The organism is Acidovorax sp. GW821-FHT10E03, from assembly GCF_059415205.1.
Map to the genome: position 1 here is coordinate 212,501 of NZ_JBWKMU010000010.1, position 25,920 is coordinate 238,420.

Sequence of the window (25,920 nt, forward strand, 5' to 3'; positions counted from 1 at the left end):
CGCGCAGCGCGCCGGCCGGTCAGCGCCGCTTTTTCCTGGTGCGGGTGTGGTGCTTCGTGGACGGCTTGGGCGCCAGGCCCAGCGCGCCGCGCGCGAGGGTGTCGGCCTGACCATTGCGGTGGCGCGGAATCCAGCGCACCGCCACATCGCCCACGGCCTGCATCAGCCCGCGCACCTCGTCGAACAGCAAGGCCAGCCGCGCGATGGGCGCGGCGCGCGCACCACCGGGGGCGAGCTGCTCCACCAACACGCTGTTGTCGCTGTACACCCGCACGCCAGCGGTTGCAGCGGTGCCCTGGGCCTGCAGCCAGCGCAGCGCCAGGGCCAGCGCCCTCAGCTCGGCCTCGTTGTTGCAGCCGGTGAAGGTGGTGGCCTCGGACAGCTGCTGCGCCACCGTGCCATCGGGCGCGTGCACCACCGCGCCCAGCCCCATGCGCCCCGGGTTGGGCACGGCGCTGCCGTCGCAATGGATCACCCAGGGGGCGGCGTTGTCGTCAGGCACGGAAAACGCGCGGCAGATACCGGCGCGGCGCGGCCGCGCGGGGCGATGTCACTTGTAGAAAGCCTCGACCTTGCCCTTGAGCTTGATCATCAGCGGGTGGCCCTTGCGGTCCACCGTCTTGCCCGCGGGCACCTTCACCCAGCCTTCGCTGACGCAGTATTCCTCGACATCCGTGCGGTCCTTGCCGTTGAAGCGGATGCCGATGTCGTGCTGGAACACCGCGGCCACATGGTGCGGGCTGCGCGGGTCCACGCTCAGGTGGTCGGGGAGTGCGGGGCGGTCGGTGGCGGCAGCGGCTGGGGTGGTGTCGGTCATGCGGTGGTCTGGTTGAAAAGCGAAAGCGCGGATTTTCCGGGATTTGGCCGAGGACCCGGATCAGGTGCCCCCTGGGGCACGGCTGGAACATGAATGAAAATGCCTTCTAGCGCACTGTGGATAAGCGCAGCATGCTATCGAATATGTAGCAAACGCATTCAGGGCGTGGCGTGCCGCGCGAGCAGCGCGCCCACCGCGGGTTTGGCGCAGCGCTGCACCAGCTGCAGCAGTGCATGGCTGGGTTCGGCCACCCGCCAGCGCGTGCGCAGGTCGTGCTGGATGCGCGCGAGCAGCGCGGCGGCCATTTCGGCATCGGCCAGCGCCCGGTGGGCCTGGCCGGTGCGTGGCAGGCCGTGGTAGTCCACCAGCGTACCGAGCTTGTGGCTGGGGGCCTGCGGGTACAGGCGGCGCGACAGCAGCACCGTGCAGGCAAACGGGTGCGGCGCAGCCACGCCGGCCAGCGCCAGTTCGGCCTGCCAGAACTTGCTGTCGAACGACGCGTTGTGCGCCACCATGGGCGCGTCGCCCACAAATCGCGCCGCGTCGGCCATCACGCCTGCAGCATCGGGCGCCGCGTTCACCATGGCGTTTGTGATGCCGGTCAGTTGCGTGATGAATGCCGGAATCCACGCGCCCGTCTTCATCAGGCTCTGAAAGCGGTCCACCACCTGGCCTTTTTCCAGCAGCACGATGGCGACCTCGGTCGCGCGCGCGCCCTGGCCGGGCGAGACGCCGGTGGTTTCAAAGTCGATGACGGCGATGGGGGGCATGAGTGTTCCGAGGGGCAAGGCCGTGCGTCAGCGGCCCCCATTGCGGGCCGCAGCGGGTTGTGCCGGCGGGCCTGCAGGATAAACCGAACCCCGTGCCGGGCCCCGGGGGTGGTCGGCTGGGAACGGCTACGCCGTGAAGGTGTAGTCCACCGGCACGCGGTGTTCGTAGACCGTCTGGCTCGACGCATTCTTCATCAGCAGCCGCAGGCCCGTGACCGCGCAGGGGTCGATGAGGGTGAAGTGCCTGTGCACGGTCCCCGCGCCGTCCAGCCGGCCCGTGGTGCCCTCGTAGGTCATGTTGGCCTGCGTGTCGGGAATGACCCAGATGTCCAGGCCTTCCTCCGCCTGGATGTCGTATTCGACCTCGACATCGATGCGGGTGCCGGCCTTGACCGTGGCGGGGGACGCAATGGACAGACGGATGTCGGTGATCCGCGATCCCTTGCCATCGTTCCTTTGCGCCTCGTCCAGCACCGCGTCCTCGTAGGTGAAGTCCACGGCGATGGCCTGGTTGAACACCTCCACGAAGTCCCGGTTCTTGACCACGATGAACAACTCGCGCACGGTCCCCGCCTGCGTGAGGTGCACCGAACGGCTCACCCGCCCGGAGCCCGGGTTCAGCATGTCGTGCGAGCCTTCGTAGAGGGAGTCGTAGGTGGTGTCCAGGATCTTCACCCACGCATACAGCGGCTCGCGCGGCGCGCCGTAGCGGTAGTCCAGGGTCACGGTGATCGGCGTGTTGGCCTGCAGCACGCTGCCCGAGGGGGGCGCGATGGAGACCGCGGTGATGCGCAGGTCGGTGCGGGTGTTGTCCTGGCGCCCCGAACGCCGCAGGGCGTAGAAGACCAGCCCGATGGCCACCAGCCCCGCGACGGTGATGTAGACGTTCTCCATGACGGATTCCTCTCCCTGAATGGCTTTCGCACCGTGTTGTTGTGCGGGATGAAGGTGGCGCTGCGCTCCCGGGCAAATTATGGCGGGGTGCCGGCCAGTCCCCGGGGATGCTCCAGGAAGAACCGCAGCATCTCCCGCGTGGCCGATACCCCCCGGGGGTCGGTGTGGCTGCCCTGCGCATGCCCGCCCGCCCAGGCATGGCCGCCGCCATGCAGCACCCAGTGCTCCGCCACCGGCGCGCCTGCGAGGCCATACACCGTGCGCGTGTAGCCCTGGCCACCGGCCGACTGGCCCTGGTGCGTGCCCAGCTCCACGGTGCCCGGGGCGCTGGCCCGCGCCGCCTGCACCAGCTGCTCGCCGTTGCGGGCGTGCACGGTGGTGTCGGCATCGCCGTGGAAGACGATCAGGGGCGCCGCCACAACAGCCCCCGGAGCCGGGGTGCCCGCCGCCGGCCTGGCGCCATGCTTCATGGCCGACAGCGCCCCCATCACGTTGTGTGCCGCGCCGGCCTGCAGGCCCGAGTGCACGCCCACGGCCGCAAACACGTCGGGGTACTCGCGGCCCAGCAGCGCGGCCATGGCGCCGCCGGCCGACAGGCCCGCCACGTAGACGCGCCGCGCATCCACGGGGTGGCGCGCCATCACGTCCTGCACCATCGCCACCAGCAGAGCGGGTTCGCCGCCGCCCCGGCGCTGGTCTTCGGGGCGGAACCAGTTCCAGCAGCCGTTGGGGTTGGCGCTGTGGGGCTGTGCGGGGTACAGCACCAGCGCGTTGGCCGGGGCGGCGGCGGCGTTCATCCCGGTGCCGGTGGCGAAGTCCACGGGGTTCTGCGTGCAGCCGTGCAGCATCAGCACCAGGGGCATGGGCGTGCCGGCCCCCGCGCCGGGCGGCACGTACAGGTGGTAGTGGTGCGGGTTGTGCGGGGCGCCAGGGTGGCTGAAGGCGACTGCGGTGAAGCTGTCCGGGGGCTCGGCGGCGTGCGGCGCGGCGGCCGCCGGGCGGGCACCCGGCCCGGACGGTGGGGCGGGCCGGGCCGCGCCCGGGGGGACTTGCACGGTGCCGCGCTCGACCACCACCGCGTCCTCCACGTCCTGCGCCGCGCTGCTGCGCCACGGGGTTCCCGTGCGAAAGGCGAAGGGGGCTGCCGGTGCCTGCACCGGGGCGGGGCCCGCGCGTTCCGGCGGCGGCGCGGCGGGCCCCGGCGCCGTGGCCGAAGCGCTGCCCAGCGCCTGCTGGATGGCCCGCGTGGCATCCGCCAGCTGGCCGCTGCGCACCAGGTGGGTGGCCTGACCCATCAGCTGCTTGAGTTTGAGGTTCCAGTCCATGGGGTTCTTTCGTGGTGGTGGTGGTGCGCCGCGCTCAGCCAATGCGCCCTGCCAGGGCGGCCTTGACCGGGGCGCTGGCGTGAAACGCGCCCAGCACCGTGATGGAGGCAATCGTGGCCTGCGCCAGGGTGGGCGGCACGTCGTCGTCGATGCTGACCAGGCCGAGCACGCGGATCTCGAGCACCTGGCCCGCTGCCTGCACGGCTTGCAGCTCGGCGCGGCCAAACCGCTGCAGGCCCAGCACAAGCATCTTGCGGGCCACCACCTGCCGCACGGCGTCGCCCTGGGCGGCCAGCTGCTGGCGGATGGCCGTGCGGATGAAGTCGGTGCGGTTGGCATAAAACCCTTCCGACACCAGCAGGTCGATGTGGCCCAGGTCGACAAAGCCCAGGTTGATCGTGATCTTTTCGGAATCGGGAATCTTGCCGCGCACGGCCAGGGACGAAGCGGGAGCTGGGGTCATGGGCCCTCCGTGGCCGGTGGTATGGATGATTTCCATCCATATGGATGGTTAGTGGATGGTATATGGATGGAAAATCCCTTGCTTCAAGGGCCACGCGCAAAAGAAAAGAGCCCGAAGGCTCTTTGCGCATGGGTGCGAGCGGTGCCGGTGCCGGCGGCGCTCAGCCCGCCCCGCGGCTGCCCGCAGGGCCGCTGCTGCCGGCGGCGCCCCGGCGCGACTGCGCCTGGTTGCTGCTGCCCAGGTGCGTGTCGCGGTCGCCCCGGCTTTCGGGGGTGCGGCGGCCCTGGTTGATCTGGGTGGTGGGCTTGTCGCCCGTGCTGTTGTGGGCCTGGGCGACCTTGCCCGAGCCCTCGGTGTTGTCATTGCCGCCCGATGGGTCTTCCTCGCGGCGGTTTTCCTTGCTGCTCATGGAACCTCCTGGAATGGATGGTGAAGAAAAGGCGTGGCGGTGCCGTTCACGGCAGCGTCAGTTCCTTGTGCTCGCCCAGCTGGCGCGGGGGCTGGCCGGTGACGGCCGCCTTGGCCATCTTGAACAGCTGCACCATCTTGCTTTCGTCCACGTCCCAGTATTCGGCATGGCGGATGCGCACGGCCAGCAGGGCCAGCTCCGGATCGGTGTGGCCGCCCGGAAACCATGCCTGGGCCGCGGTCGACCACAAGGCTTCCTTTTGCGCCAGATCGTCCACGAAACGCGCCTGGCCCGAGAGCGAGACATAGCTGTCCGCGCCGGGGTCGGCGTACGAGACGTTCACCTCGCCATCGGTGAGGAGGCGCTCGTACAGTTCGCCGGACTTGGGGATGAAGAAATAAAGCTCCGCCTGTTCGTCCATGCGGCGGTTCTGCGTGGTCAGCGGGTGGGCATGCAGCATGCCGCTGGCGGTGCGGTGGGTCAGCATCCCGAAGCGGATGTCCTTGATGAGCTTCCACAAGGTGTCGTGGGCGGGGGTGTCGTGGGGCATGGGCTCTCCGTGCGGTGGTGAAATGGGGGAAGGGGTCGGTGCTTCCATTCACTCTAGGCAGGGTGGCGCGCGCACCGTGTCGGCCCGCCGCCCGCCGGGGCGTGGGTGTTTATCTGACACCGCCGCGCCCCGTGCCCTGTATCGCGGGCGGGGGCCCGGGGCCGGGCCCGATCAGGCCTTTTTCAGGAACTCTGACTTGAGCAGCATGCTGCCCAGCTCCGTCTTGCAGTCCACGTTGTGGCCGTCGGCGCCATCGACGAGGCGGATGCCCTTGATCTTGGTGCCCTTCTTGAGCGTGGATGAGGACCCCTTGACCTTGAGGTCCTTCACCAGGATCACCGCGTCGCCATCGGCCAGCGGGTTGCCGTGGGCGTCCAGCACGGCGCCGCCGCCCTCGGGCGCGTCGACCTCGGCGGATTCGGCTGCCTGGGGCCATTCGAAGGCGCAGTCAGGGCAGATGTAGTGGTTGCCGTCGGGGTAGGTGTTCTCCAGGCCGCATTGGGGGCAGGCGGGGATGGCGTTCGTCATGGGGTTCTCGCTGGGGATGGCAAATGGGGAGGAAGGGAGGGAAGGAGGGGCAGCACGGCGCGTGGGACGGGTGCAGCCCCCGGCCCGTGCCGCCGTGGCGCCCGCTGGTGGGGACGGCGCCGCAGGCGACTCGGGGGGCATCCTACAGGGGCGCGCGTTGCTCCAGCGCAAAGGGCGGCAGGCCCTTGAGCAGGCGCTGGCCGTAGCTCGTGCGCATGAGGCGCTTGTCGTAGCAGTAGACATGCGCCTGGTCGTCCTCGGTGCGGATGGCGCGGCCCACCCACTGCGCCAGGCGGATGGCGGTGGCGGGCACCACCAGTTCGCTGAACGGGTCGCGGCCCACGGCGCGCAGCCATTCGGCGCGGGCCTCTCCCACGGGGTCGTCGGGCGGGGCAAAGGGCAGCTTGGTGATGAACACCGACTCGCACAGCCGCCCGGGCAGATCCAGCCCTTCGCCGAACGACTGCATGCCGAAGATGACCGAGGGCTCGCCGTTCTCCACCCGTTCGCGGTGGCGCTTGAGCAGCTGCGTGCGCGGCAGCGCGTTCTGCACCAGCACCACGCTGCGCATGGCGGTGGGCAGCGCATCCACGGCCTGGCGCATCTGCTCGCGCGAGGTGAACAGCACCAGCGCGCCGTACTCCACGCGCGCGATGTCGTGCAGCAGCGCATCCACCATCTCGGCCGTGAACTGCGCGGCGTTCTTGGGGTCGGCGCGCGTCTCGGCGGCGATCAGCGTGCCCTGGGCGGCGTAGTTGAAGGGGCTGGGCACCTCCAGCGTGGTCGCGGCCTCGTCGCCGTGCAGCCCGGCCTCGCGCAGGAAGAAATCGAAATTGCCGCAGCTGTTGAGCGTGGCCGACGTGAGCACCGCGCCGCGCACCGCGTTCCACAGGTGGTTGCGCAGCGTGGTGCCCGGCAGGATGGGGCTGGCGTGTGCCTTGACCACGATGAAATCGCCATCGACCTCCAGCGTGAACCACTTGGCCGCAGGCACGAAGCTGCGGTCTGCGCCCTGGGGGGCCTCCTGCAGCAGCAGCTGCGCGGTGGCGTGCAGCTCTTCCAGGCGCGGCGCCAGCATGCCGATCTGCGCATACAGGGTGGACAGGCGCTTGGCCTCCTCGGGCTTGTCGCGCATCTCGGCGCGCAGGGCCTTGCTGATGGCGCGCAGGGCTTCGAGGAAGCCATCGGCGCTGGCGGCCAGCAGCCCCAGCGGCGCGGTGAGCGGCTCGGGCAGCTCGCCGCGCGGCACCCGCACCCGGGCCGGGCCCCAGGTGTCCTTCTGGCTCTTGAGCGCGGGGCCGTACACGTCCATCACGATGCGCGCGAGGTCCTGCAGTGTCTGCCGCAGCTGGGCCGCGTGGCGCGGGATGTCGGCGATCTCCTCCACCTCCAGCAGTGCGCCGATGCGCAGGCCCCGGCTGGAGAGCCGGTCGATCCACGCCAGGCGCGACAGGTCCATGCTGCAGGCGAACTGGTCGAGCGCCGTGGCGGGCAGGTGGTGAGCCTCGTCCAGCACCAGGAGGCAGTTGTCCAGCTCGGGCAGCACGCGCGCGCCCAGCGACGACAGCAGCAGGTCATGGTTGGCCACGATCACCTGCGCGCCCACCAGCTCCTTGCGCTTGTCGTAGTAGGTGCATTGGCTGAAGGCGGGGCAGTGTTTGCCCGTGCACGACGCGCCCTCGGCCGCCACGGGGCTCCACACCTCGGGCTCGGGCGGGGTCTCCAGGCTGTCGCGGTCGCCGTCCCAGGCGCCCTTGGCCAGCGTCTGCGCCATGGCGCCGTAGAACTGGATGCGCGCCTCGGTTTCCTGCCGGGGGCGCTTGGCGCGGGCGGCGGCCTCCTCCTCGGCGAACAGGTCGTCTTCATCGGACGCCTCGGCCTCGCCCGTGCCCGCCAGCCGGTCGAGCTTGAGCTTGCACACATAGCGCCCGCGCCCCTTGGCCAGCGCGAACTTGAAGGGCTGGGGCATCAGCGCGGCCAGCGCCGGCAGGTCCTTGTTGACCAGCTGCTCCTGCAGCGCCACGGTGGCGGTGGAGATCAGCACCCGCGTGCCGCGCGACAGCGCCAGCGCGATGGCGGGCGCGCAGTAGGCCAGCGACTTGCCCACGCCCGTGCCGGCCTGGATGACGGCGATGGAGCGCGTGGGCGCCGCCTCGCCGCCCTCCTCGTCCACCTTGCCCAGCGTGGCGCTGCTGAACGTGTGCGCCACCTGCTCGGCCATGCGCCGCTGGCCGTCGCGGCTGCGAAACCCGGGCGTGGCCTGCACCACCGCATCGAAAGATTCAAGGGCCTGCGCGGCCCACACCTGTTGAGACATACAGTAGTGTCGCATGGGTTGGCGCCTGCGCCTTCGCGGCCAGCGGCCGCTTCACCCGGCGGACAGATGGCGCCGGGGACTACACGGCGGCTCCAGGGGCTTTCCTACGATGAAGCCCTGTACCGCAGGAGAGATCACATGCCCACCGCCAGCACCCCGGACCACCCCAGCGCCGCCCCCACCGGCCAGCCCAGCGTCAACACCACCACGCCCCAGTCGCCCGCCACCGCCGGCCGGCGTACCCCACAGGCCGCGCCGCCGCCCGAAAGCGCCGACAAGCCCAAGCTGCCGCACGAGCGCGATGAATCGGTGGACATGACCCACGGCCAGCCCGATGCCCAGGTGGAGCAGGCCTACCGGGACGTGCAGCGGGGCCTGCAGGACACGGACCGGGGCCCGCCAGCGGACAAGGCCTATCAGAAGCAAAAGCAGTAGATGCTCTGCTTTTCATAGCTGCTGGCGCACATGGTTCATGCGGTGGACGCCAATCTGATTGATCCGCGAAATGTGGCGGTGGTCCCAAGCGCCGTGGGCGGCAGGCGCTACGCCACCCCGATCCGGTGAAACCAGCGCGGCAGATGGCCGGCGCCACCATCGGCGATTCGCGCACGCCATGGCATGCGCTCCAGAATTTCCCGCCGCAGGGTGCTCGAGGTCCGGGACGACGACAACCGCCACGCCGGCTGCCTGTGCGGCGCACGCTCCGTTCTCGCTGTCTTCAAACGCCAGGCATTGGGCTGGCTCTACCTCCAGCCGTGCAGCGGCCAGCCGGTACAGCGCCGGGTCGGTCTTGCTTCGCTCCACCTCGTTGCAGCCCGCCAGGGCCTGGAAGTGGTGCAGCACCTCCATGCGGCCCAGGCGGTGCTCGATCTCGTCGCGCCGTGACGATGACGCCACCATGATCGATTCCGGCAAGGCCCGGCCCACTACCTGTAGATAACCCGCCTTGGCCGGCAGGAGGCTGTGCGCCCGCGCTGCATTGATGCAGGCCCGCAGAGCCATGCGCTCCGAGTCGATGACAAGCCGTCCATGTCGAAGACGGGGGCGGAGAACCGGCGGGCGCCGTATCGCCCCGTCAGTGGGCAAAGATGCTCTGCATTCAATAGCATGTGGCGCGTTTCATCCAGGCACTGCGGCCATTTTGGCTTGAGTTTCGGGGGGGACCAGACACTCCCTCGTCACGCTGCAAATGAATGAAGGTAGCTTGAGTAAATTGGGCGCAATTTGATGATATTGAGAAAACAATATCACAAAATTTAACAACTGAATGCGCCATCGATTGCTACGCTCCGCCCCTCTTTGGTGAATGGTCGCCAAACGGAGATTTGCACTATTGGCGCTGGATGCCGGAGCTGGCGTAGATCAGTACCGGTATCCCCCACGGCGCGCGGTGTGAAGAAAATAAGAGAGGGTCCTCATGCGCGCGCCGATCACAGGGTGCGCAGTGGTTGGCTGCGTGCGACTGCTGTGCTTCGTTTTCGTTTTCCTGCTCTCCCACACTGCCTGGGCCGACGAGGCGCTGGGCCTGTCATGGTTGCAGGGGCAGGTTCAACCCAGCGGGGGTCTGGCGAGCGAGGCAGGTTCTGTTGCGCTGCCCGTGCAAAGCCGCTCGGAAGCCGCCGCCACCTTGCGTGCTTGGAGCAGGCCGGTGCCGCCGGTGCTGCTGGATGCGATCGCTGCGGCGAGTGACGACACCGTCGAGGTACTGGCCCGGAAGTCCCTGGCAAAACAGCTCCAATCGGCCAGCACGGCCCATCTTGACGCCCTTGCGCCCAAGCAGAACGCGGATGGCGGATTTGGCGCCACGGTGGGCTATGCCAGCAATGTGCAGGACACGGCGTGGGCCGTTGCCGCATTCACGGCGTCACGCGCTTCGTATCCCGAAACCGCCGATCAGGCGCTGGCTTGGCTGCTGGCCGCGCAGCAGGTGGACGGCCGATGGGCCCTCGCCACCGATGGCGATGCGCTTCTCTCCACGGCGCAGGCCGTACAGGCGCTCCACCCCTATCGCCAGACCTCTGCGGTGGCATCGGCACTGTCGAACGCGCGCACCTGGCTGCTCGCCGAACGCGGCGCTGCCCCGTCGTGGGGCGGGTCCCTGCGCAATGCGCAGGCCCTGCTGGCGGTGCTCCCGGGGCTGTCCACGGCAGCCGCCGTGCAGCCCGCCGTAGATTCGCTCAAGGCCGCCCAGCGCGCGGATGGCAGTTGGGATGGTGACCCGTACGTCACGGCCCTGGCGCTGCGCGCGCTCTGGATCGCGGGCCAGCCCAGCACGAATCCCGATCTGGCCAGCGTGCAAGGCCTTTTGGTGAGCGACACCACGGGCCAGCCGCTGGCGGGGGTGTCAGTGCGGTTGACCGGCAGTGCCCAGCCCGCCGTGACCAATGCCCAGGGGCGTTTCGAGTTTCTGCAGTTGGCTGCCGGCACCCACAATCTGGCGATCGAGGTCGCTGGATACCTTTCGCTGTCCGCGGACCTGGGGCTGCTCAAGGGCCAGCAGCTGGATCTGGGCACCATCCGCCTGAAGGCGCTCACGGTCGGCAATGCGAGCACCGTCACCATTTCAGGCGTTGCCAAGTTCACCAACGACGGGGTGAGTTTCCAGAACGCCGCCAACGCCACCATTTCGGTCGGCAGCTCGACCACGCAGACCAACGCCCATGGTGAGTACGTCCTCGAAGGTATTGCGCCCGGTGCGATGGGCCTGAAGGCAAGCTATTCGTCCTATCAAGCGGTCGAGGCCAGTTTCAGTGCCTTGGCGGGGCAGCAGGTGCGGTTCGACCCGGTTTTCCGCCGCAGCACCGCGCAAAGCACGCTCAAGGTGGTTGTAAGCAACCAGGCAACAGGCGCGGCGATTGCAATGGCCAGTGTGTCACTCAATGGCCTGATCCGCAGCACCAACGCCCAAGGTGAGGTTGCCTTCGACGCTGGCGTGGTGGCAGGAGACAACACCGTCACGGTGTCTGCCAGCGGCTTTGCAACGCGCATCATCACCATGAACGTGCAAGGCCATCACTCCATCGTCCTGCCTGTCACGTTGACCGCAAACAACATCGGTTCCGATCAAACGGTGCTGCAAGGCATTGTTTCGGATGCCTCCACACGGCTGCCTCTGCAGGGGGTGTCCGTGGTCGTGGATGGCACCGGCCGCACAGCCACCACGGATGCTGCCGGGCGCTACACCATTGGTGGTGTGCCGGATATTGCTGGCTCACGCACCGTTTCCATGGAGAAAGCGGGCTATCAACGTTTTGAACAAGCCATCACGCTCGTGCAAAACGGCACACACCAGTTCGACGTGCCGCTGCACCCCAGCGTCGACCCTCAGCAACCCATCGCCATCCAGGCCACCGTCACTGACACAGCCACCCACCAGCCCATTGCAGGTGCCACGGTGACCCTTTCGGGCAGCAACCCGCAGGTGCTGCAGACCAATGCCCAGGGTGTGGCGGAAATCTCGGGCCTCAACGCGGGGGCTACCCAGGTGCAGGTGTCTGCACCCGGGTATGACAACGTGGCCTTTGCGGTGGATCTGGCGGCGGGAACGCGGTACGTGCTGCCGGTGGAAATGACCCCCAAGGTGCAAGGGCAAGACCGCATATACGGGGTGGTGCTCGATGCCCAGAGCCAACGCCCGGTGCCAGGGGCCAAGGTGGTCCTGGCGGGGGTCAGCCTGCTGGAGACCACCTCGGGGGTCGATGGCCGCTATGAATTTGCCAACATCACTGCGGGCCGCTGGAACCTCGCGGCAAACGCCCCCGGCTACCAGGGCAGCAGCAGCGGCTTTGACATCGCCACGAGCACCGCCATCAACCTGCCGCTGAAGCCGGACTATGGCCTGGAGGCCAGCAACACCCTGCGAGCCGTGGCAGTGGGGCATCCGAACTACCCCACGACCTCTGCGGGACCTGTTGGATACCTCTTCATATTTGGCGAGCAAGGCACCACGGGCCAGGTTGTGAGCAACGACGGCGCCATCAACTACAGCTTTGTTGTTGGTGCCAGCGGCGTAGCGGAACTCATGGTGCCCAACAACCAGTTTCTGCACGAGGCGGGCAAGGTAGTGGACAAGGCGCTGCAGGTGTACGCCAGCAAAGGGGTGAGCGCGTATTTCCTGAACCGCGAGATGTACACCACGGACATGTCGTACCTGCTTGACGTCACGGCGTTGGGCCTGGAATACCGCATCGTCGACTGGAACCATGCGTACAGCGTCATCCAGTTTTCACTGACCGCCGTGGAGGACGGCACGGTGGCCACCGTCACGCCTGCCAGCAGCCTGACGACGGGGCAGCCTGCGAATGTTCCCTTTGACGTGACCCTGCAAAAAGGCCAGTCCGTGATCTACACCGCCTACTCCGGCAATGAAATCACGGGCACCCGCATACAAACCAACAAACCCGTGGCGGTATTTGCGGGAGGGCAATGCGCCAACGTGCCACTCCATGCTGGCTACTGCGACCACTTGTTCACCCAGTTGCCGCCTGTGAAGCACTGGTCCGCTGAGTATGTGGCGCCCAAAACAGCCAACACCGGCACAGCGGGCAACCTTGTTCGCATCGTGGCCAACACCGCTGCCACCCAAGTGCGGGTGAACGGTGCGCTGGTGGCCACCCTGAATGCGGGGGAGTTCCATGAGGTGACTGACGCGGAGAGCCTTCACATCGTAGCCTCCGCTCCCGTGCTGGTGGGACAGTTCCTGAAGGGGTCCACGATCACGACCGGAGGAGTGCTGGGGGACCCAGCTTTTACCTACGTGGGCGGGATCGATCAAACCCTTTCTGACTACGTGTTCACGGCGCCGACCAACCTTTCGCCCTACAAGGAAAACTACCTGAACATCGCAATTCCGACCCCTGCGATGAACAGCCTCCAGCTCAATGGCCTGCCTGTGGATGTGTCTGGTTTCACAACCTTGGGTATTAGCGGCTACAGCGTGGGCCATGTCGCGATACCTACCGGCCCAGGGCGCATCAAGGCGGCCAAGCCGTTTCTGGCCACCATTGCTGGCTTCAGCCGAGACGACAGCTACCTCACCATCATCGGGGCCAAGTACTCCGCCGGGGCATCACCCGACGACATCGTTGCGCGTGTCAGTGCCAGCACGGACAAGCCCTCTTACGCCGCCAATGCCGCGGTGCAGTTGGGCGCCTCCGTGCTCAACCTCGGCACGACATCGGCGGCGTTGACGCTCGTGCTGCGCATCCATGACGCCATCGGGGTCGAAGTTGCGCGATTTGCCCCGCACGAACTGGGTGACGTGGTTGCGGGCGCAACGCTGCCGCACAAGCAGCCATGGAACACCGCGCGCTACCCGGCCGGAACCTACACACTGGTCGCCACACTCCTGAACACCCAGGGCGAAACAGTGGACGTGGGCAGCACATTGTTCGCCATCGTTGCAGATGCACCGCAGGGCGCCGGCAAGGCTGCGCTGACCGTGGCGGTGGACAAGGCTCAATACGCACCCAATGACCGCGTACGCATCAGCAACCTGGCCCGCAATCTCACGGTAAATGTGCCAGTGGACAACGCCCGTGTGCGCATTACCGTGCGCAACCCCAACAATGCCGTGGTCTACACCCACACCCACCTGCTGGGCCAACTGCAAGCCAACGGTCTTCGGTCCACAGACACCCAGCAAACGCTTAGAACCGCGATGGAGGGAATCTACACGGTGGAGGCCCTGCTGATCGGCAGCGGCAACAACCTCAAATCGGCAACTGCACTGCCCACAAGCCAGGCCAAGGCGTATGACGTGGATGTGGACCTGGCAACGGCGACGGTTACCTACGTGGTGCGGGCCAATGCGCCAGGGGGGCCTGGAGGCCCCGGTGGCCCAGGCACACCCGGCGTCACCAATTCCATCCCCGTCAACCAGCCGTGGTTTCTGTGGCTCGCCGGCGTATTGCTGGCGGTGGTTGCCGCGTATCGCCTGCGGGCTAGCTCCTGCCAGCCTGGCCTCGCATACCGCCAAGGTGGGGGGGCGCAATGACGCAGTTGCGAAACCCCGTTGCCGCCACCGGGCTTTTGATACCGGCCACCACTGTCACCCCCCCTTTGAGAGAGAACGACCCCATGCGCCCATTGCAGGCCCCCGGGCACCAGCACACCCGCAGTCACCCAACCCAGCCCACTCAGCAGGACCGCCCGGTGGGCTGGTTCAAACGCGCGGTGGTGTGGCTGCTCACGGCCTCGGTGCTCAACACCGTGGGACTGCCCCTCGTCCACGCGCAAATGGCGCAGCGCAACCAGCTGGCGGTGCAGCAGCGCCTGCAAAGCGGTGCGCCAGCCGAACAATACGCTGACACCCTGGAGCAACTGGCCAGAGCGCTGAATCCCGAATCTGGCACCCCCGGCATCGCCGCCACCTTCACTGACGCAGCCTCGAGCCTGCCCGCCGTGCAAACGCTGGACCGCCAGGCCCGGGCGCTGCAGCGGGAATGGGAATCCCTGCGCAACACCTGGCAAAACGCAGGCGTTGAAGGCAGCGTTCTTGACCGCCAGCTCGTTCAGGAAGCCGCCTTTGCAGACAAGCACGAACAGCTGGTCAAGCGCCTCCAGGCCGTGCAGGAAGGCAGCAGCAATGGCAAGGCCGCGGCCTTGCAGGTGCTCAAGGAATTCATCGACGCAGAGGCCCCCGGCAAAACCCACCTGCCCCTCAACCTGAACAAGCTGCCCTGGCAGGCAGAGCGAGCCCGCCCCCAAGCGCCCATCCAGATGGATGGCCCTGAGGCAGAGCAGCCTCCATCCGCCGCCAAGGCCGCCACCGTGCAAAGCGCTAAAGCCGCCAGCGCCCCCAGCGCAGCCGACCTGGCCCCCACGCTGGATGCCCCCCACACCGACGCCATCAAGGCCCTGGCCCAAACCCTGGGCCACAACCCCCACAAGATCTACCAGTGGGTGCACGACAACATCCACTACGTGCCCACCCAAGGCAGCGTACAAGGCGCGCAAGACACGCTCGACAAAAAATCCGGCAACGCCGTGGACACCGCCAGCCTGCTGGTGGCCCTGCTGCGCGCCAGCGGCATCCCTGCGCGGTATGTGGCCGGCACCGTAGACATCCCCACCGCCCAGGCCCTCAACTGGGTGGGCGGCGTCCGCACCGTAGACGCCGCCCAGCAAATCTGGGGCCAAGGCGGGGTCAGCAATGTAGCCCTGGTATCGGGCGGGCAAATCAAGGCCCTGCGCATCGAACACACCTGGGTCGAAGCCCTCATCCAATACCAGCCCGGCCGAGGCACGCGCCACACCCCAGGCCAAAGCACCCCCGACACCTGGGTGCCCCTGGACGGCAGCTTCAAGCAATACACCTTCAAAGAAGGCATGGACCTGCAAAGCGCCGTACCGCTGGACGCCCAGGCCCTGTTGAACGCAGCCCAGCAAGGCGCAGAAACCAACCCGGCAGAAGGCTGGGTGAGAAACCTCAACACCAGCGCCCTGCAAAGCCAGCTGGGCAGCTACCAGGCCCGCCTTAAAACCTACATCGACAGCCAAAACGCAGGCCAAAGCACAGTAGGTGACGTCCTGGGCACCCGGCAAGCCACCATCGACCCGCTGCCCTACCTGGCAGGCACCCTGCCCTACAACATCAAGACGCGCATCCAAACCCACAGCGACCTGCCCACGTCCAGCAAAACGCACTTCAAATACGAAATCTACGCAGACGCCCGCAGCGCCGCGTGGGGCGACAGCCCCCTGCTGAGCTGGCAAACCCCCACCGCAGCCATCGCCGGTAAGAAGATCACCCTGGCCTGGGTGGCAGCCAGCGCAGCGGATGAGGCCGCCATCGCAGCCCTCATCCCCAAGCCCGCCCCCGGCCAACAGCTGGACCCCAGCCAACTGCCCAGGGGGCTATCGAGCAGCATCAACCTCAAGCCCCAAATCTCGGTGGACGGCACCGTCGTAGCCACCGGCCCCGGTATGCGCGCAGGCAGCGAACCCGTAGGTCAAGGCGGCTTCACCCGCTATGGCAGCCAGGACTGGGACGAAACCCAAGACCAGCTCATCGCAGGCCAGCAAACGGCATTGGGCCTGAGCATCCAGGGCATCAGCCAAGCCCAGCTGGAAACGCTGAGAGCCCGGATGAAGGTGAACAAGCAGAAGCTGGAACAAGCGCAGGCCGCTCCTGAAGCGCAGCGGGCGGCCATCTTGCAAGGCATGACTGGCGAAAATTTGACGGGGGATCTGCTGACAGGAACGATGTGGAGTTACTTCGCCAGCCTGCAGAGCCACGGCGCAATCGCCAGCGCCCAGGCCCAAACGATCGACCGGCCCGCCTTGAGCTACGGCCTGTTCCACGCCCAAGTCAAACCCAACAAGCTGTACGGCATCGTCACCACGGGCATCAGCTTCCAGGGGCTGAACATGGACATCGGGCACCTGCGGCACATCCGGTGGGTCAAGAACGACGACCCCAGTGCCGCGATCAACAACAAACCCGAACTCACCGCTAACGGCAAAACTGCAGCGCAAAACCGGTGGATTGCGTACAACAAGCTGCGGGGGCAATACAGCAGCGCCATGGAGCACGCGGTGCCCGAGCAGTTGTGGGTGGACGCGACGCAGTGCCAATACACCGACGAGCTAGGCCAAATCCAAAACCCCAACAAAGCAGACTGCGCACAAGCGGTCTCGGCAGTGAAAGCCATTGCCATCGCCCAGGCAGAAGGCCAGCGGATCTACACCATCAACCAAAGCAACGCAGCCACGGCATTGGCAAAGCTACCAGTGGGCGGCACAGTGGGGCAAGAGATTCAATCAGCCATCCAGGCGGGCAAGGAAGTGACCTTCCACGAGCGCGGAATCAACGCGCATGGGTTCTCGGGGTATGGGTACATCATTACCGACCCGGAGACGGGGGCTGGGGCTTACATGATTGAGGGTAGGGGGAATGGAGGGATATTGCTTGGACTAGCTCTTGGTCTTGTGTCGGGAATTGCGATCATCGTTGCTGGGCCTCTGCTTGCGGCGATAGTGGGAGCAATTGGGTTTGTGATTGGTGTGTATTTGGCTATGTATGAAGATAACAAATACAATCTAAATTTTTCTGGCGCAAGGCTTATAGGTTTAATGGCTGGGATCATACTTTCTGTAATTTTTGGCGGATATGTTGCTATTTCTTTTCCGATTATATTTATTGGTGGGGCGGCTTGGCTGTTGTTGACGGTGGCTCGCTTGCTTGTCATTGAGGTTTTTACTTGATTTATTAATATGAAAGATTTCAAAGATAATATTAGAATAAAAAAAAATATGAAAATTACAGGATGGTTCCTGGTGCTGGAAGGAGCTGTGGTGACATTCTTGTGGATAGCAAATTATTTCTTTAAATGGTTTTGAGGCGATCTCCAAACCGCTGCGCAAAATTCTCCAATCGCGAGTATGCAGAATGCTCTTATTTTGATAGCTGCTCGCGTTTGTCCCAATTGCGCTAGAGCCTGATTTGTTTGTGAATCCTGTGGCCACTCATTTGCCCTCGCCTGCTCGCTTCAGGCGCGGTGGCGTTGGCACAAACGCCCGCAGGTATACACCATCAACCAAAGCAACGCAGCCACGGCCTTGCCCAAGCTGCCAGTGGGCGGTACGGTGGGGCAGGAGATTCAATCAGCCATCCAGGCGGGCAAAGAGGTGACGGTGCACGAGCACCAGATCAACGCGCATGGATGGACAGGGTATGGCTATGTGATTACTGATCCTGAAACTGGAGCAGGTGGATACATTATTGAAGGGAAGGGGAATGGGGGGGCGTTGATCTACGGGATCGCAGCTTTTGTCTTTGCGATAGCTGCCCTATTTATATTGGCGTGGTTGGGACCTTTTGCAATTCTCGGATACGGTTGGATGCTGATGGCAGCTTTTGCTTCGGCTGGAGCATATTTGGATGCGATCGGCGCGCAGGTCAATTGGTCTGCAATTTTTAATTGGATTGGTTTAACCTTGGCGGTAATTGGTCTTGCGGCTGCTATTCCAGCATTGGGTGTCCTGCTGGTGGGTAATGTTGCGATTGCTGCTGGAATAATTGGATTGATTTCCGCTATATATTCTGTGTTGAGTTGAATGAAATGTTTAAGATAATTTGCAAGGCATTTCATGAATACCGTGAAAGAAAACTAACAGTGGGGAGTTTTCTTGTTGGTTTGTATTTTTTGGCGCTGACAATTTTTTTTGTATATCAAGTTGGGCGCTATTTCTGATCGGCTTTGGTGTGCAAATCAGCCCGGTTGTGCAGACTTTGAGGGTGGTGGGCGCGAGATACAGAGCCTTGGGAAGGACTGAGTGGCTTCATTTACTCAGTGAAAACCCTCTATTCACCAAATGCAAGACGATCTTCTTTTGATAGCTGTTTGCGCTTTTCCTGCTTGCGCTAAAGACTTGATTTGGAATGAATCCTGCGGTTGCTTATTGATCGTCGTCTGCGCGCTCCAAGGGCGTTGGCTTCGACACAAGCGCCCGCAGATGCCAATCCCCGCTGCTCATCCCATTTCAGCCCTGCGGAGGCGACAGCCAAAACGCAGGCCAAAGCACCGTAGGCGACGTGCTGGGCACCCGGCAAGCCAGCATCGACCCGCAGCCAGTGCCAAACCCTGATGATCGACCGGCCCGCCTTGAGCTACGGCCTGTTCCACGCCCAGGTACGCCCCAACAAGCTGTACGGCATCGTCACCACGGGCATCACCTTCCAGGGCCTGAACATGGACATCGGGCACCTGCGGCATATCCGGTGGGTCAAGAACGACGACCCCAGTGCCGCGATCAACAACAAACCCGAACTCACTAGCAACGGAAAAACTGCAGCCCAAAACCGCTGGATTGCGTACAACAAGATGCGGGGGCAGTACAGCAGCGCCATGGAGCACGCTGTGCCCGAACAGTTCTGGGTGGACAAGAGCCAATGCCGGTGCACCGCCGTTGCGCAAACGGGGCGCCGCCAGCGTTGAGTCTGCGCCGGTTCCGGCTTGGTCGCTGAGGCGGCGGCTTGTGAAATGCCCGCCGTGACCACAGGTTCTGCTTGTGTAGGGTCTGTCGAGGAAGGCGGGCTGTCTGCGGTGTGCAGGCTGCTGACTTTGGAAACTGCGCCAGAACTCCGAGGGAAGCAGGGTCCCCCTGACACATCACCCGCCAAAATGGCTTGAAACGCCGATGTACCGGGCGCTAGCAGCTATCAAAGGAGATATATATCCTCATCCTCGCTCGCGCAGCGCCCGCTCGATGCGGTCGCGCCGCACCGTGGTCTTGGGCACCTTGAACGGGAACCACGTGCGCACGTCCTCTTCCAGGCCGATGCCGTGCATGTAGTTGTAGATGGCCTTCTTGAGCGCGCCGCCCAGCGCATCGTGGTCCACGCCCGTGGGGTCGATGAAGGCCACGTCGTTCTTGGCGAAGTCGCCCGGCGGCAGCGGCGCGAGGGTCACGCCGTACTCCTCGGGGTTCTTGCCCACGGGCGAGTGCACGGTGCAGGCAAAGCGGTGGAAGAAGCCGCTCTGGATGCAGCCGTTGGCGAACAGCTGGCGCACGTATTCGAGCGCGTCCACCGTGTCCTGCACGGTCTGCGTGGGAAAGCCGTACATCAGGTACGCATGCACCAGGATGCCCGCGTCGGTGAAGGCCCGCGTCACGCGCGCCACCTGGTCCACCGACACGCCTTTTTTCATGAGGGTGAGCAGCCGGTCGGACGCGACTTCGAGCCCGCCCGAGATGGCGATGCAGCCGCTGTCGGCCATCAGCTCGGCCAGGTCGGGCGTGAAGGTTTTCTCGAACCGCACATTGCCCCACCAGCTGATGCCCGCGTTGCGCGCGATCAGCTCGGTGGCCAGTGCTTTCAGCGCCTTGGGGGGCGCGGCTTCGTCCACGAAGTGAAAACCCGTCTGCCCCGTCTCGCGCACGATGGCCTCGATGCGGTCGGCCAGCACCTCGGCGCTCGCGCCCTCGTAGCGGCTGATGTAGTCCAGGCTCACGTCGCAGAAGCTGCACTTCTTCCAGTAGCAGCCGTGCGCCACCGTGAGCTTGTTCCAGCGCCCGTCGCTCCACAGCCGGTGCATGGGGTTGAGCATGTCCAGCAGCGACAGGTAGCGGTCCAGCGGCAGGCCGTCCCAGGTGGGCGTGCCCACCTCGGCGAAGGCCACGTCTGCTTCCATCATGTTGATGTACTGGACGGTGCCCTCGTCGTTGCGCACGAAGGTGCGCACCAGCCGCTGGCGGCCGCGTTCGCCGCGCACATGTTCGAGCAGCGCCAGCAGCGGGCGCTCGCCGGCGTCCAGCGTCACGTAGTCGACATGGTCGAACACGCGCGGGTCGGCCAGCTCGCGCAGTTCGGTGTTCACGAAGCCGCCGCCCAGCACCGTCACCACCTGCGGATGGCGCGCCTTGATGGCCTGCGCGATGCGGAACGCCGCGTACACGGAGCCCGGGAAAGGCACCGACAGCAGCACCACCGTGGGCTGGTGGCGTTCGATGGCCTCGTGCGTGAGCTGCGCCAGCAGGTCGTCCACCAGCGTGGGCGGTGCGGCAAGCGCCGTGGCCAGCGGGTCGAACGTGGGCTGGCTGCCCGCCAGCGATTCGGCATAGCGCACGAATTCGAAGCGCTCGTCCACCGCGTCGCGCAGCACATCGGCCAGGTCGTTCAGGTACAGCGTGGCCAGGTGCTTGGCCTTGTCGTGCAGGCCCAGGGCGCCGAACGCCCAGCCCAGCGGGTCGCCGCCTTCGTCGTCCACATACACATCCAGCGTGGCGAAGCGTGGGCCCTCGGGCAGGTAGTTGCGGCCCGCGATGCGGTGGGCCAGCGTGCTGTCGCGCCCCTGCAGGAAGGCAATGGCCGGGCCGATGGTGGCCAGGTAGCGGTCCTGCTGCGCGGCAAAGGACTGCACGGCGGGGCTTTGTTTCTTGGCGGGCAGTGCATCCACCTTGGCGGCCACGGCCCTCAGGCCCTCGGGCGAGAGCAGCCGCAGCACGAGCGCCAGCGCCAGGTCCTCCTGGAACGCGAGGACGCCGCGCGAGCGCAGGAAGCCCGTGAGGTAGGCGGTGGACGGATAGGGCGTGTTCAGCTGCGTCATCGGGGGGATGACGGCGAGCACGCGGCACGGGGAAGAGGCCATGGAGCGTGGGGGTGGTGACCGCCGATTATCCCGGCACCGCGATGGTGTCCCTGGCGGTGTGGCTACTGCGGCGGCGGCGCGGGCCGGCTCAGCGGCGGGTGGGCAGCCCGCCGCGCGCCTGTGCCAGCGCGTCCTGGGCCTGCCGGCGCGCGCGCTTGACCTGGTACATCATCTGGTCGGCCACGCGCAGGGCGTCCTCGGCCCTGCAGGTCTGGTCCGGCGCCATGGTGACCGCGCCCACGCTGGCGCCGGCGTAGTCCAGCGATGCGCCCGGCAGGTCGAAGCGGCCCTGCGTGGCCTGGGCGATGCGCAGGCTCAGCGCATCCTGCGCGGTGTGCAGGGCGTCGCCGGCGTGTGCGCTCAGGCTGATCACCACGAACTCGTCGCCGCCCAGGCGCGCGGCCAGGTCCTCGGCGCGCAGCACGCCCCGCAGGCGCTGCGCGACGGCCACGAGGAACTGGTCGCCCACCTCGTGGCCGTGGGTGTCGTTGATGGCCTTGAAGCCGTCGAGGTCGATGAACGCGATCTGCACGCCCATCTGCCGGCGCCGGCCCTGCGCCAGCATCCGTTCCAGCGCCTCCATGAGCGCGCGGCGATTGGGCAGCCCCGTGAGCTGGTCGGTGGCGGCCACGGCGGCCAGCTGTTCGTTGGCGGCCAGCAGTTTGTGGATGAGCTGCTCGCGCTCCACCTGCTGGCCGATGAGATAGGCGAACAGCGTGAGGATGCGTTCGGCCTCGGGCGTGCGCGGGCGGGCGTGGGTGCTGGCCGCGCACAGCGTGCCGTACAGCGCGCCGTTGCCGACGCGCACGGGCTGGCTCGCGTAGGTGCGGATGCCCAGGCCGCGCGCGGCCTGCGAATCGCCCCAGCAGGTGGGAACGTCGTCGGTGAAAGTGCGGCCCTCTTCCAGCGCGCGCTTGCACAGCGTGTCGTTCCAGGGCACGACCAGGCCCTCGGGGATCTGCATGGCGCTGGAGTTGCGCGCGTACAGCACGTGCTGCACGCCCTGTGCCTCGTCGATGGCGGTGAGGTAGGTGGACTCCAGCCCCGTCACCGCCTCCAGCATTTCCAGAAGCGGCCGCGTCAGCTCTTCGACGGAGTGGGCCGTGGAGACCGACTGGGACAGTTGCTCAAGAAGTTCACTCATAGACAAACATGGCTCGAATAGTGATGCGATACGCGCCGCCCGCGCGCCCTGGGGCCTGCCGGACTTCCGGACCGGATCAGGCTGCAGGCTTCGTCAGCGGCGGGGCCTGGTAGTTGTTCTTCACCCGCACGTAGTGTTCGGCCGAGTAGCGCAGGTACGCCATCTCCGCGTCCGTCAGCGCGCGCTGGCGCACCGCCGGGCGGCCCATGTAGAGGTAGCCGCTTTCCAGCACCTTGCCGGGCGAGACCAGGCTGCCCGCGCCCAGCATCACGCGGTCGCCCACCACGGCGTCGTCCATCACGATCGAGCCCATGCCGATCAGGCATTCGTCGCCGATGCGGCAGCCGTGCAGGATCACCGAGTGGCCGATGGTCACATGGCTGCCGATGAGGAGCGGCGAGCCCTCGGGCTTGCTGGCGTTGCGGTGCGAGACATGGCCCATGGCCAGGTCCTGCACGTTGCTGCACTCCCCCACCACGATGCGGTTCACGTCGCCGCGCAGCACGGCGTTGCACCACACCGAGGCGTCGCGGCCCAGGGTCACGTCGCCGATCACCTGGGCGGAGTCGTGGATGAAGACGCCGCTGCCCAGGCACGGGGCGGTATCGAGGTAGGGGGCAAGGGGCATGGGGTGGGAAGGGATGAGGTGGTGGTGAAGAGAAAGAAGCCGGAATGCGCCGGGGCGCACGCAGCCGCCAAGCGTAGCGCCAAGCCGGGCTCAGCGCCGGAAGACGGGCCCGATGACCTCGATCTTGTTGGTCCAGACATAGCCCGCGAAGCCCCGGGGCACCTGGGCCAGCTGCGCGGGCGTGTCGATGCCCGAGGTGCCGGCGTCGCCCGCGCCGTAGGGGCCCAGCAGGATGATCTCGCTGCCCGCCTGCCGCAGCCGCTGCTGCAGCAGGTTCGGCCAGCCCCAGAGCCAGGGCGCGACGTTCAGAGGCACCATCACGGTGGTCTGGCGGCAGGCCTCGGGCACGATGCCGGCCCAGCCCAGGGCGATGTAGCGGCCCAGGCACTGCGCCAGCCCCTGGCGCGACCAGGTCCTGACGGGTGCCCCGCCCTGGGCCGCGAGCGCCCCGGCGGCGCGCAGGGTGGGCTCGTCGCCCCCGTACGCGCCCCAGATGGCCTGCCGCCAGGCGAGCTGTCCGGCCACCAGCGCGGCGAGCATGTCGCCCTCGCGCGCCTCCCGGCTCTTGAAATTGACGAGAAAGCGCTGGCCGGGCATGGCCGTGAAGACCTCGGAGAGCTCGGGCATCAGCCCCACGCCCTTGCCGCGCAGGGGGTAGGTCCGGCCCCCGTCGGCGGTGTAGCCGTAGCCCACATCCAGCGTGCGCAGGTAGGACATCGCGTGGCTGCGCGTGGTGCCCCGGCCTTCGGTGCGGCAGTCCAGCGTCCAGTCGTGCAGCACGGCCAGGCGGCCGTCGGTGGTGGGGTGCACGTCCAGCTCCACGATGTCCGCGCCATGGGCGAATGCCGCCTGCATGGAGCGCACCGTGTTCTCGATGTAGTCGTGCGTGGGCGGCTCGATGCGCCGGGCGGTGCAGGTGTCCCGCTCCAGCCCCTCGCGGTGGTAGGTCTGGTGCACGCCCCGGTGCGCGATCAGGCGCGCTTTGGCGCCTTCGGGCGGCGCTGCGCGCCAGGAGGCGTTGAAAACCCAGACCGCCGCGGTGGCGATGCCCAGGCCGATGAGGAGGGAGTGGCGTTTGTGCATGGGAGGCGTGCCCGGGGAGGGGCTGGCGGTCGTGCGGCGAGCATTTTGCCCGGGCCGGGGTTCCCCGGCCTACGGCGCGCCGACCGCGTAGAACCCGAGGAACATCTCCACCGCATCGGCCAGCACCTGCTGCTGCACGGCAGGCGCCAGCGGCGGCTGGCCCATGGCCAGCTGGGGCCAGAAGGCAAAGGACTTGACCATGCCGTGCAGCTGGTGGGCCGCGTACTGCGGGTCCACCCCCGCGCGCAGGGCGCCGTCCTGCTGGGCCGCGCGGATCCAGCGCGGCAGGCCTTCTTCCTTTTCGGACAGGCGCGCCACCATGGCCTGGGCGCGCTCGGGCGTGTGCATCATTTCGGCCATCGCCACGCGCGAGAGGTCGATGAAGCTCGCGTCGTTCAGCAGCTCCATCTTCTGCTCCAGCACCGCGAGCAGCTGCGCGCGCAGCGGTCGCCCCGCGTCGTAGGCCACGTCAGGCAATGAATGGCTGCGCTCCCACAGGTGGTCCAGGATGGCGCCGAACAGCTCGTCCTTGCTGGGAAAGTGGTTGTACACCGTGCGCTTGGACACCTCGGCTGCCGCGGCCACGCGGTCCATGCTGGTGCCGTTGAAGCCATGTTCGCGGAATTCGCCGATGGCGGCCTGCACGATGGCCTCGCGCTTGCGGTCGGTCAGGCGGGTGGGGGCGATCACGGTGGCGGGCTCGGTCATTCCCCTATTTTACACCGGGTAGTTTACTTTTTGGAAAAGTGAACTACACTGTGCAGTGCACTTTTCGGAAAAGCATCCATGCTCCGCCGCACGCCCCGAATCCTTCTCATCCTCACCGTTGTCACCGCCATGGCCTACAGCATCCTTTCCTGCACCTCCTTGCCGGCAAGCTCCCATGAGCAGTCGCCCCAGCACGTCGATGGCAAGTTCCGCAACGCGGCGCCGCGCCAAGCCCCGGGTTTTGCCAAGACCCTGGGCATCATGTGGCGCTTCATGACGGACAAGCCCGCCGACGCGGTGCCGGCCCAGCCGCCCCAGGTGCTGCCGCTCACGCAGGCCGATCTGCTGGGCGCCCCCGACCTGAGCCTGTGGCGCCTGGGCCACTCGACCATGCTGCTCAAGCTGCAGGGCCAGTTCTGGCTGACCGATCCGGTGTTCTCCGAACGCGCCTCGCCGTTTTCCTTCATGGGCCCCAAGCGCTTCCATGCGCCGCCCATCGCCATCGACGAGCTGCCGCCCATCACCGGCGTGGTGCTCTCGCACGACCACTACGACCACCTGGACTTCGATGCCATCCGGCAGCTCGCCCCCAAGGTGGCGCATTTCGTCACGCCGCTGGGCGTGGGCGACCGCCTTATCGCCTGGGGCGTGCCCGCCGCCAAGGTGCAGCAGTTCGACTGGTGGCAGGGCACCACCATCGCCGGCGTGAAGCTGGTGGCCACGCCCGCACAGCACTTCTCGGGCCGCAGCCTGTCGGACGGCAACCGCACGCTGTGGGCGTCGTGGGTGCTGGTGGCAGGGGACACGCGCATCTTCTTCAGCGGCGACACGGGCTACTTCGACGGTTTCAAGGCCATCGGCGAGCGCTTCGGCCCGTTCGACCTGACGATGGTGGAAACCGGCGCCTACGACGCCCAGTGGCCCGACGTGCACATGCAGCCCGAGGAAAGCCTGCAGGCCCACCTGGACGTGAAGGGCCGCCACCTGATGCCCATCCACAACGGCACGTTCGACCTGGCGCTGCACGCGTGGACGGACCCGTTCGACCGCATCACCGCCCTGGCCGGGAAAGCCGGTGTGCCGCTGGTGGCGCCGGTGATGGGCGAGCGGCTGGACATCCGGCAGCCCGCGCTCTCGCAGCAATGGTGGAAAAGGTAGGGGGATACCGCCAGCGCGGCGGTCGCTCGCCG

At 66.5% G+C, this 25,920-nt stretch carries 22 protein-coding genes; 6 read left to right on the top strand and 16 right to left on the bottom strand.

Features of this window, described 5'->3' with window-relative positions:
* Positions 1 to 19: 19 nt before the first annotated feature.
* The 10 genes from AC07OD_RS19060 to dinG form a co-directional block, all read right to left on the bottom strand.
* A complete protein-coding gene (locus AC07OD_RS19060; protein ID WP_370627749.1) occupies positions 20 to 502 on the bottom strand; it encodes a reverse transcriptase-like protein in 483 nt (160 codons plus the stop codon).
* A 48-nt stretch (positions 503 to 550) separates the two neighbouring features.
* A complete protein-coding gene (locus AC07OD_RS19065) occupies positions 551 to 817 on the bottom strand; it encodes a DUF3297 family protein (protein WP_492246112.1) in 267 nt (88 codons plus the stop codon).
* A 158-nt stretch (positions 818 to 975) separates the two neighbouring features.
* Positions 976 to 1,587, bottom strand: coding sequence for a 3'-5' exonuclease (locus tag AC07OD_RS19070; protein ID WP_492254259.1), 612 nt, complete (start codon positions 1,585 to 1,587; stop codon positions 976 to 978).
* Positions 1,588 to 1,713: 126 nt separating this feature from the next.
* Positions 1,714 to 2,481, bottom strand: a complete 768-nt coding sequence (locus AC07OD_RS19075) for a hypothetical protein (protein ID WP_492254258.1) — start codon at positions 2,479 to 2,481, stop codon at positions 1,714 to 1,716.
* 77 nt (positions 2,482 to 2,558) lie between these two features.
* On the bottom strand, positions 2,559 to 3,806 hold the full coding sequence (locus tag AC07OD_RS19080) for an extracellular catalytic domain type 1 short-chain-length polyhydroxyalkanoate depolymerase (RefSeq protein ID WP_494597745.1): 1,248 nt from the start codon (positions 3,804 to 3,806) through the stop codon (positions 2,559 to 2,561).
* Between the two features lie 34 nt (positions 3,807 to 3,840).
* Entirely contained in the window at positions 3,841 to 4,269 is a 429-nt protein-coding gene (locus AC07OD_RS19085; protein WP_218296371.1) for a CopG family transcriptional regulator, read from the bottom strand.
* A gap of 160 nt (positions 4,270 to 4,429) precedes the next feature.
* Positions 4,430 to 4,678 (bottom strand): hypothetical protein, encoded by a 249-nt coding sequence (locus tag AC07OD_RS19090; protein ID WP_218296370.1) that lies wholly within the window; start codon positions 4,676 to 4,678, stop codon positions 4,430 to 4,432.
* A gap of 46 nt (positions 4,679 to 4,724) precedes the next feature.
* Positions 4,725 to 5,228 carry a pyridoxamine 5'-phosphate oxidase family protein gene (locus AC07OD_RS19095; protein WP_218296369.1) on the bottom strand — a complete coding sequence of 168 codons (504 nt, stop codon included), beginning with the start codon at positions 5,226 to 5,228 and terminating at the stop codon, positions 4,725 to 4,727.
* 171 nt (positions 5,229 to 5,399) lie between these two features.
* The gene (locus AC07OD_RS19100; RefSeq protein ID WP_492246108.1) at positions 5,400 to 5,756 is read right to left on the bottom strand and encodes a zinc ribbon domain-containing protein YjdM; all 357 of its coding nucleotides are present in this window, start codon (positions 5,754 to 5,756) and stop codon (positions 5,400 to 5,402) included.
* 142 nt (positions 5,757 to 5,898) lie between these two features.
* Positions 5,899 to 8,073: an ATP-dependent DNA helicase DinG gene (gene dinG, locus AC07OD_RS19105; RefSeq protein WP_369643819.1), complete on the bottom strand. Its 2,175-nt coding sequence runs from the start codon at positions 8,071 to 8,073 to the stop codon at positions 5,899 to 5,901.
* Between the two features lie 138 nt (positions 8,074 to 8,211).
* Here dinG and AC07OD_RS19110 point away from each other — a divergent pair, with 138 nt between their 5' ends.
* Positions 8,212 to 8,508 (top strand): hypothetical protein, encoded by a 297-nt coding sequence (locus tag AC07OD_RS19110; RefSeq protein WP_218296367.1) that lies wholly within the window; start codon positions 8,212 to 8,214, stop codon positions 8,506 to 8,508.
* Positions 8,509 to 8,520: 12 nt separating this feature from the next.
* On the opposite strand, the gene AC07OD_RS19115 is transcribed toward AC07OD_RS19110, so the two are convergent.
* On the bottom strand, positions 8,521 to 9,075 hold the full coding sequence (locus AC07OD_RS19115) for an HAD family hydrolase (RefSeq protein WP_255594801.1): 555 nt from the start codon (positions 9,073 to 9,075) through the stop codon (positions 8,521 to 8,523).
* A gap of 415 nt (positions 9,076 to 9,490) precedes the next feature.
* On the opposite strand from AC07OD_RS19115, the gene AC07OD_RS19120 reads away from it, so the two are divergent.
* From AC07OD_RS19120 to AC07OD_RS19135, 4 genes are all read left to right on the top strand, one after another.
* Complete coding sequence (locus AC07OD_RS19120) at positions 9,491 to 14,068, top strand: carboxypeptidase regulatory-like domain-containing protein (protein WP_494597746.1); 4,578 nt, start codon at positions 9,491 to 9,493, stop codon at positions 14,066 to 14,068.
* Positions 14,065 to 17,280 carry a transglutaminase-like domain-containing protein gene (locus AC07OD_RS19125; protein WP_494597748.1) on the top strand — a complete coding sequence of 1,072 codons (3,216 nt, stop codon included), beginning with the start codon at positions 14,065 to 14,067 and terminating at the stop codon, positions 17,278 to 17,280. The genes AC07OD_RS19120 and AC07OD_RS19125 overlap by 4 nt, the downstream gene beginning before the upstream one ends.
* A 354-nt stretch (positions 17,281 to 17,634) precedes the next feature.
* The gene (locus AC07OD_RS19130; RefSeq protein ID WP_494597749.1) at positions 17,635 to 18,132 is read left to right on the top strand and encodes a hypothetical protein; all 498 of its coding nucleotides are present in this window, start codon (positions 17,635 to 17,637) and stop codon (positions 18,130 to 18,132) included.
* A gap of 530 nt (positions 18,133 to 18,662) precedes the next feature.
* A complete protein-coding gene (locus AC07OD_RS19135; protein ID WP_494597750.1) occupies positions 18,663 to 19,013 on the top strand; it encodes a hypothetical protein in 351 nt (116 codons plus the stop codon).
* A gap of 243 nt (positions 19,014 to 19,256) precedes the next feature.
* Here AC07OD_RS19135 and AC07OD_RS19140 read toward each other — a convergent pair whose 3' ends face one another.
* The 5 genes from AC07OD_RS19140 to AC07OD_RS19160 all read right to left on the bottom strand — a co-directional run bounded on the left by AC07OD_RS19140 (position 19,257) and on the right by AC07OD_RS19160 (position 24,730).
* Positions 19,257 to 21,167: a B12-binding domain-containing radical SAM protein gene (locus AC07OD_RS19140; protein WP_218339332.1), complete on the bottom strand. Its 1,911-nt coding sequence runs from the start codon at positions 21,165 to 21,167 to the stop codon at positions 19,257 to 19,259.
* A gap of 88 nt (positions 21,168 to 21,255) precedes the next feature.
* Positions 21,256 to 22,311, bottom strand: a complete 1,056-nt coding sequence (locus tag AC07OD_RS19145; protein WP_492246106.1) for a sensor domain-containing diguanylate cyclase — start codon at positions 22,309 to 22,311, stop codon at positions 21,256 to 21,258.
* Between the two features lie 76 nt (positions 22,312 to 22,387).
* Complete coding sequence (locus tag AC07OD_RS19150; protein WP_494597751.1) at positions 22,388 to 22,939, bottom strand: gamma carbonic anhydrase family protein; 552 nt, start codon at positions 22,937 to 22,939, stop codon at positions 22,388 to 22,390.
* Positions 22,940 to 23,029: 90 nt separating this feature from the next.
* A complete protein-coding gene (locus AC07OD_RS19155) occupies positions 23,030 to 24,022 on the bottom strand; it encodes a glycerophosphodiester phosphodiesterase family protein (RefSeq protein ID WP_494597752.1) in 993 nt (330 codons plus the stop codon).
* Positions 24,023 to 24,091: 69 nt separating this feature from the next.
* Positions 24,092 to 24,730 carry a TetR/AcrR family transcriptional regulator gene (locus AC07OD_RS19160; protein ID WP_218296357.1) on the bottom strand — a complete coding sequence of 213 codons (639 nt, stop codon included), beginning with the start codon at positions 24,728 to 24,730 and terminating at the stop codon, positions 24,092 to 24,094.
* A 78-nt stretch (positions 24,731 to 24,808) separates the two neighbouring features.
* On the opposite strand from AC07OD_RS19160, the gene AC07OD_RS19165 reads away from it, so the two are divergent.
* On the top strand, positions 24,809 to 25,888 hold the full coding sequence (locus tag AC07OD_RS19165) for an MBL fold metallo-hydrolase (RefSeq protein ID WP_494597753.1): 1,080 nt from the start codon (positions 24,809 to 24,811) through the stop codon (positions 25,886 to 25,888).
* Positions 25,889 to 25,920 lie beyond the last annotated feature (32 nt).

Bases quoted from the DNA above. Each gene is read 5' to 3' on its own strand.
- AC07OD_RS19065 (WP_492246112.1), bottom strand. From the start codon at position 817: ATGACCGACACCACCCCAGCCGCTGCCGCCACCGACCGCCCCGCACTC.
- AC07OD_RS19070 (WP_492254259.1), bottom strand. From the start codon at position 1,587: ATGCCCCCCATCGCCGTCATCGACTTTGAAACCACCGGCGTCTCGCCC.
- AC07OD_RS19075 (WP_492254258.1), bottom strand. From the start codon at position 2,481: ATGGAGAACGTCTACATCACCGTCGCGGGGCTGGTGGCCATCGGGCTG.
- AC07OD_RS19080 (WP_494597745.1), bottom strand. From the start codon at position 3,806: ATGGACTGGAACCTCAAACTCAAGCAGCTGATGGGTCAGGCCACCCAC.
- AC07OD_RS19085 (WP_218296371.1), bottom strand. From the start codon at position 4,269: ATGACCCCAGCTCCCGCTTCGTCCCTGGCCGTGCGCGGCAAGATTCCC.
- AC07OD_RS19090 (WP_218296370.1), bottom strand. From the start codon at position 4,678: ATGAGCAGCAAGGAAAACCGCCGCGAGGAAGACCCATCGGGCGGCAAT.
- AC07OD_RS19095 (WP_218296369.1), bottom strand. From the start codon at position 5,228: ATGCCCCACGACACCCCCGCCCACGACACCTTGTGGAAGCTCATCAAG.
- AC07OD_RS19100 (WP_492246108.1), bottom strand. From the start codon at position 5,756: ATGACGAACGCCATCCCCGCCTGCCCCCAATGCGGCCTGGAGAACACC.
- dinG (WP_369643819.1), bottom strand. From the start codon at position 8,073: ATGTCTCAACAGGTGTGGGCCGCGCAGGCCCTTGAATCTTTCGATGCG.
- AC07OD_RS19110 (WP_218296367.1), top strand. From the start codon at position 8,212: ATGCCCACCGCCAGCACCCCGGACCACCCCAGCGCCGCCCCCACCGGC.
- AC07OD_RS19115 (WP_255594801.1), bottom strand. From the start codon at position 9,075: ATGGCTCTGCGGGCCTGCATCAATGCAGCGCGGGCGCACAGCCTCCTG.
- AC07OD_RS19120 (WP_494597746.1), top strand. From the start codon at position 9,491: ATGCGCGCGCCGATCACAGGGTGCGCAGTGGTTGGCTGCGTGCGACTG.
- AC07OD_RS19125 (WP_494597748.1), top strand. From the start codon at position 14,065: ATGACGCAGTTGCGAAACCCCGTTGCCGCCACCGGGCTTTTGATACCG.
- AC07OD_RS19135 (WP_494597750.1), top strand. From the start codon at position 18,663: ATGATCGACCGGCCCGCCTTGAGCTACGGCCTGTTCCACGCCCAGGTA.
- AC07OD_RS19140 (WP_218339332.1), bottom strand. From the start codon at position 21,167: ATGGCCTCTTCCCCGTGCCGCGTGCTCGCCGTCATCCCCCCGATGACG.
- AC07OD_RS19145 (WP_492246106.1), bottom strand. From the start codon at position 22,311: ATGAGTGAACTTCTTGAGCAACTGTCCCAGTCGGTCTCCACGGCCCAC.
- AC07OD_RS19150 (WP_494597751.1), bottom strand. From the start codon at position 22,939: ATGCCCCTTGCCCCCTACCTCGATACCGCCCCGTGCCTGGGCAGCGGC.
- AC07OD_RS19155 (WP_494597752.1), bottom strand. From the start codon at position 24,022: ATGCACAAACGCCACTCCCTCCTCATCGGCCTGGGCATCGCCACCGCG.
- AC07OD_RS19160 (WP_218296357.1), bottom strand. From the start codon at position 24,730: ATGACCGAGCCCGCCACCGTGATCGCCCCCACCCGCCTGACCGACCGC.
- AC07OD_RS19165 (WP_494597753.1), top strand. From the start codon at position 24,809: ATGCTCCGCCGCACGCCCCGAATCCTTCTCATCCTCACCGTTGTCACC.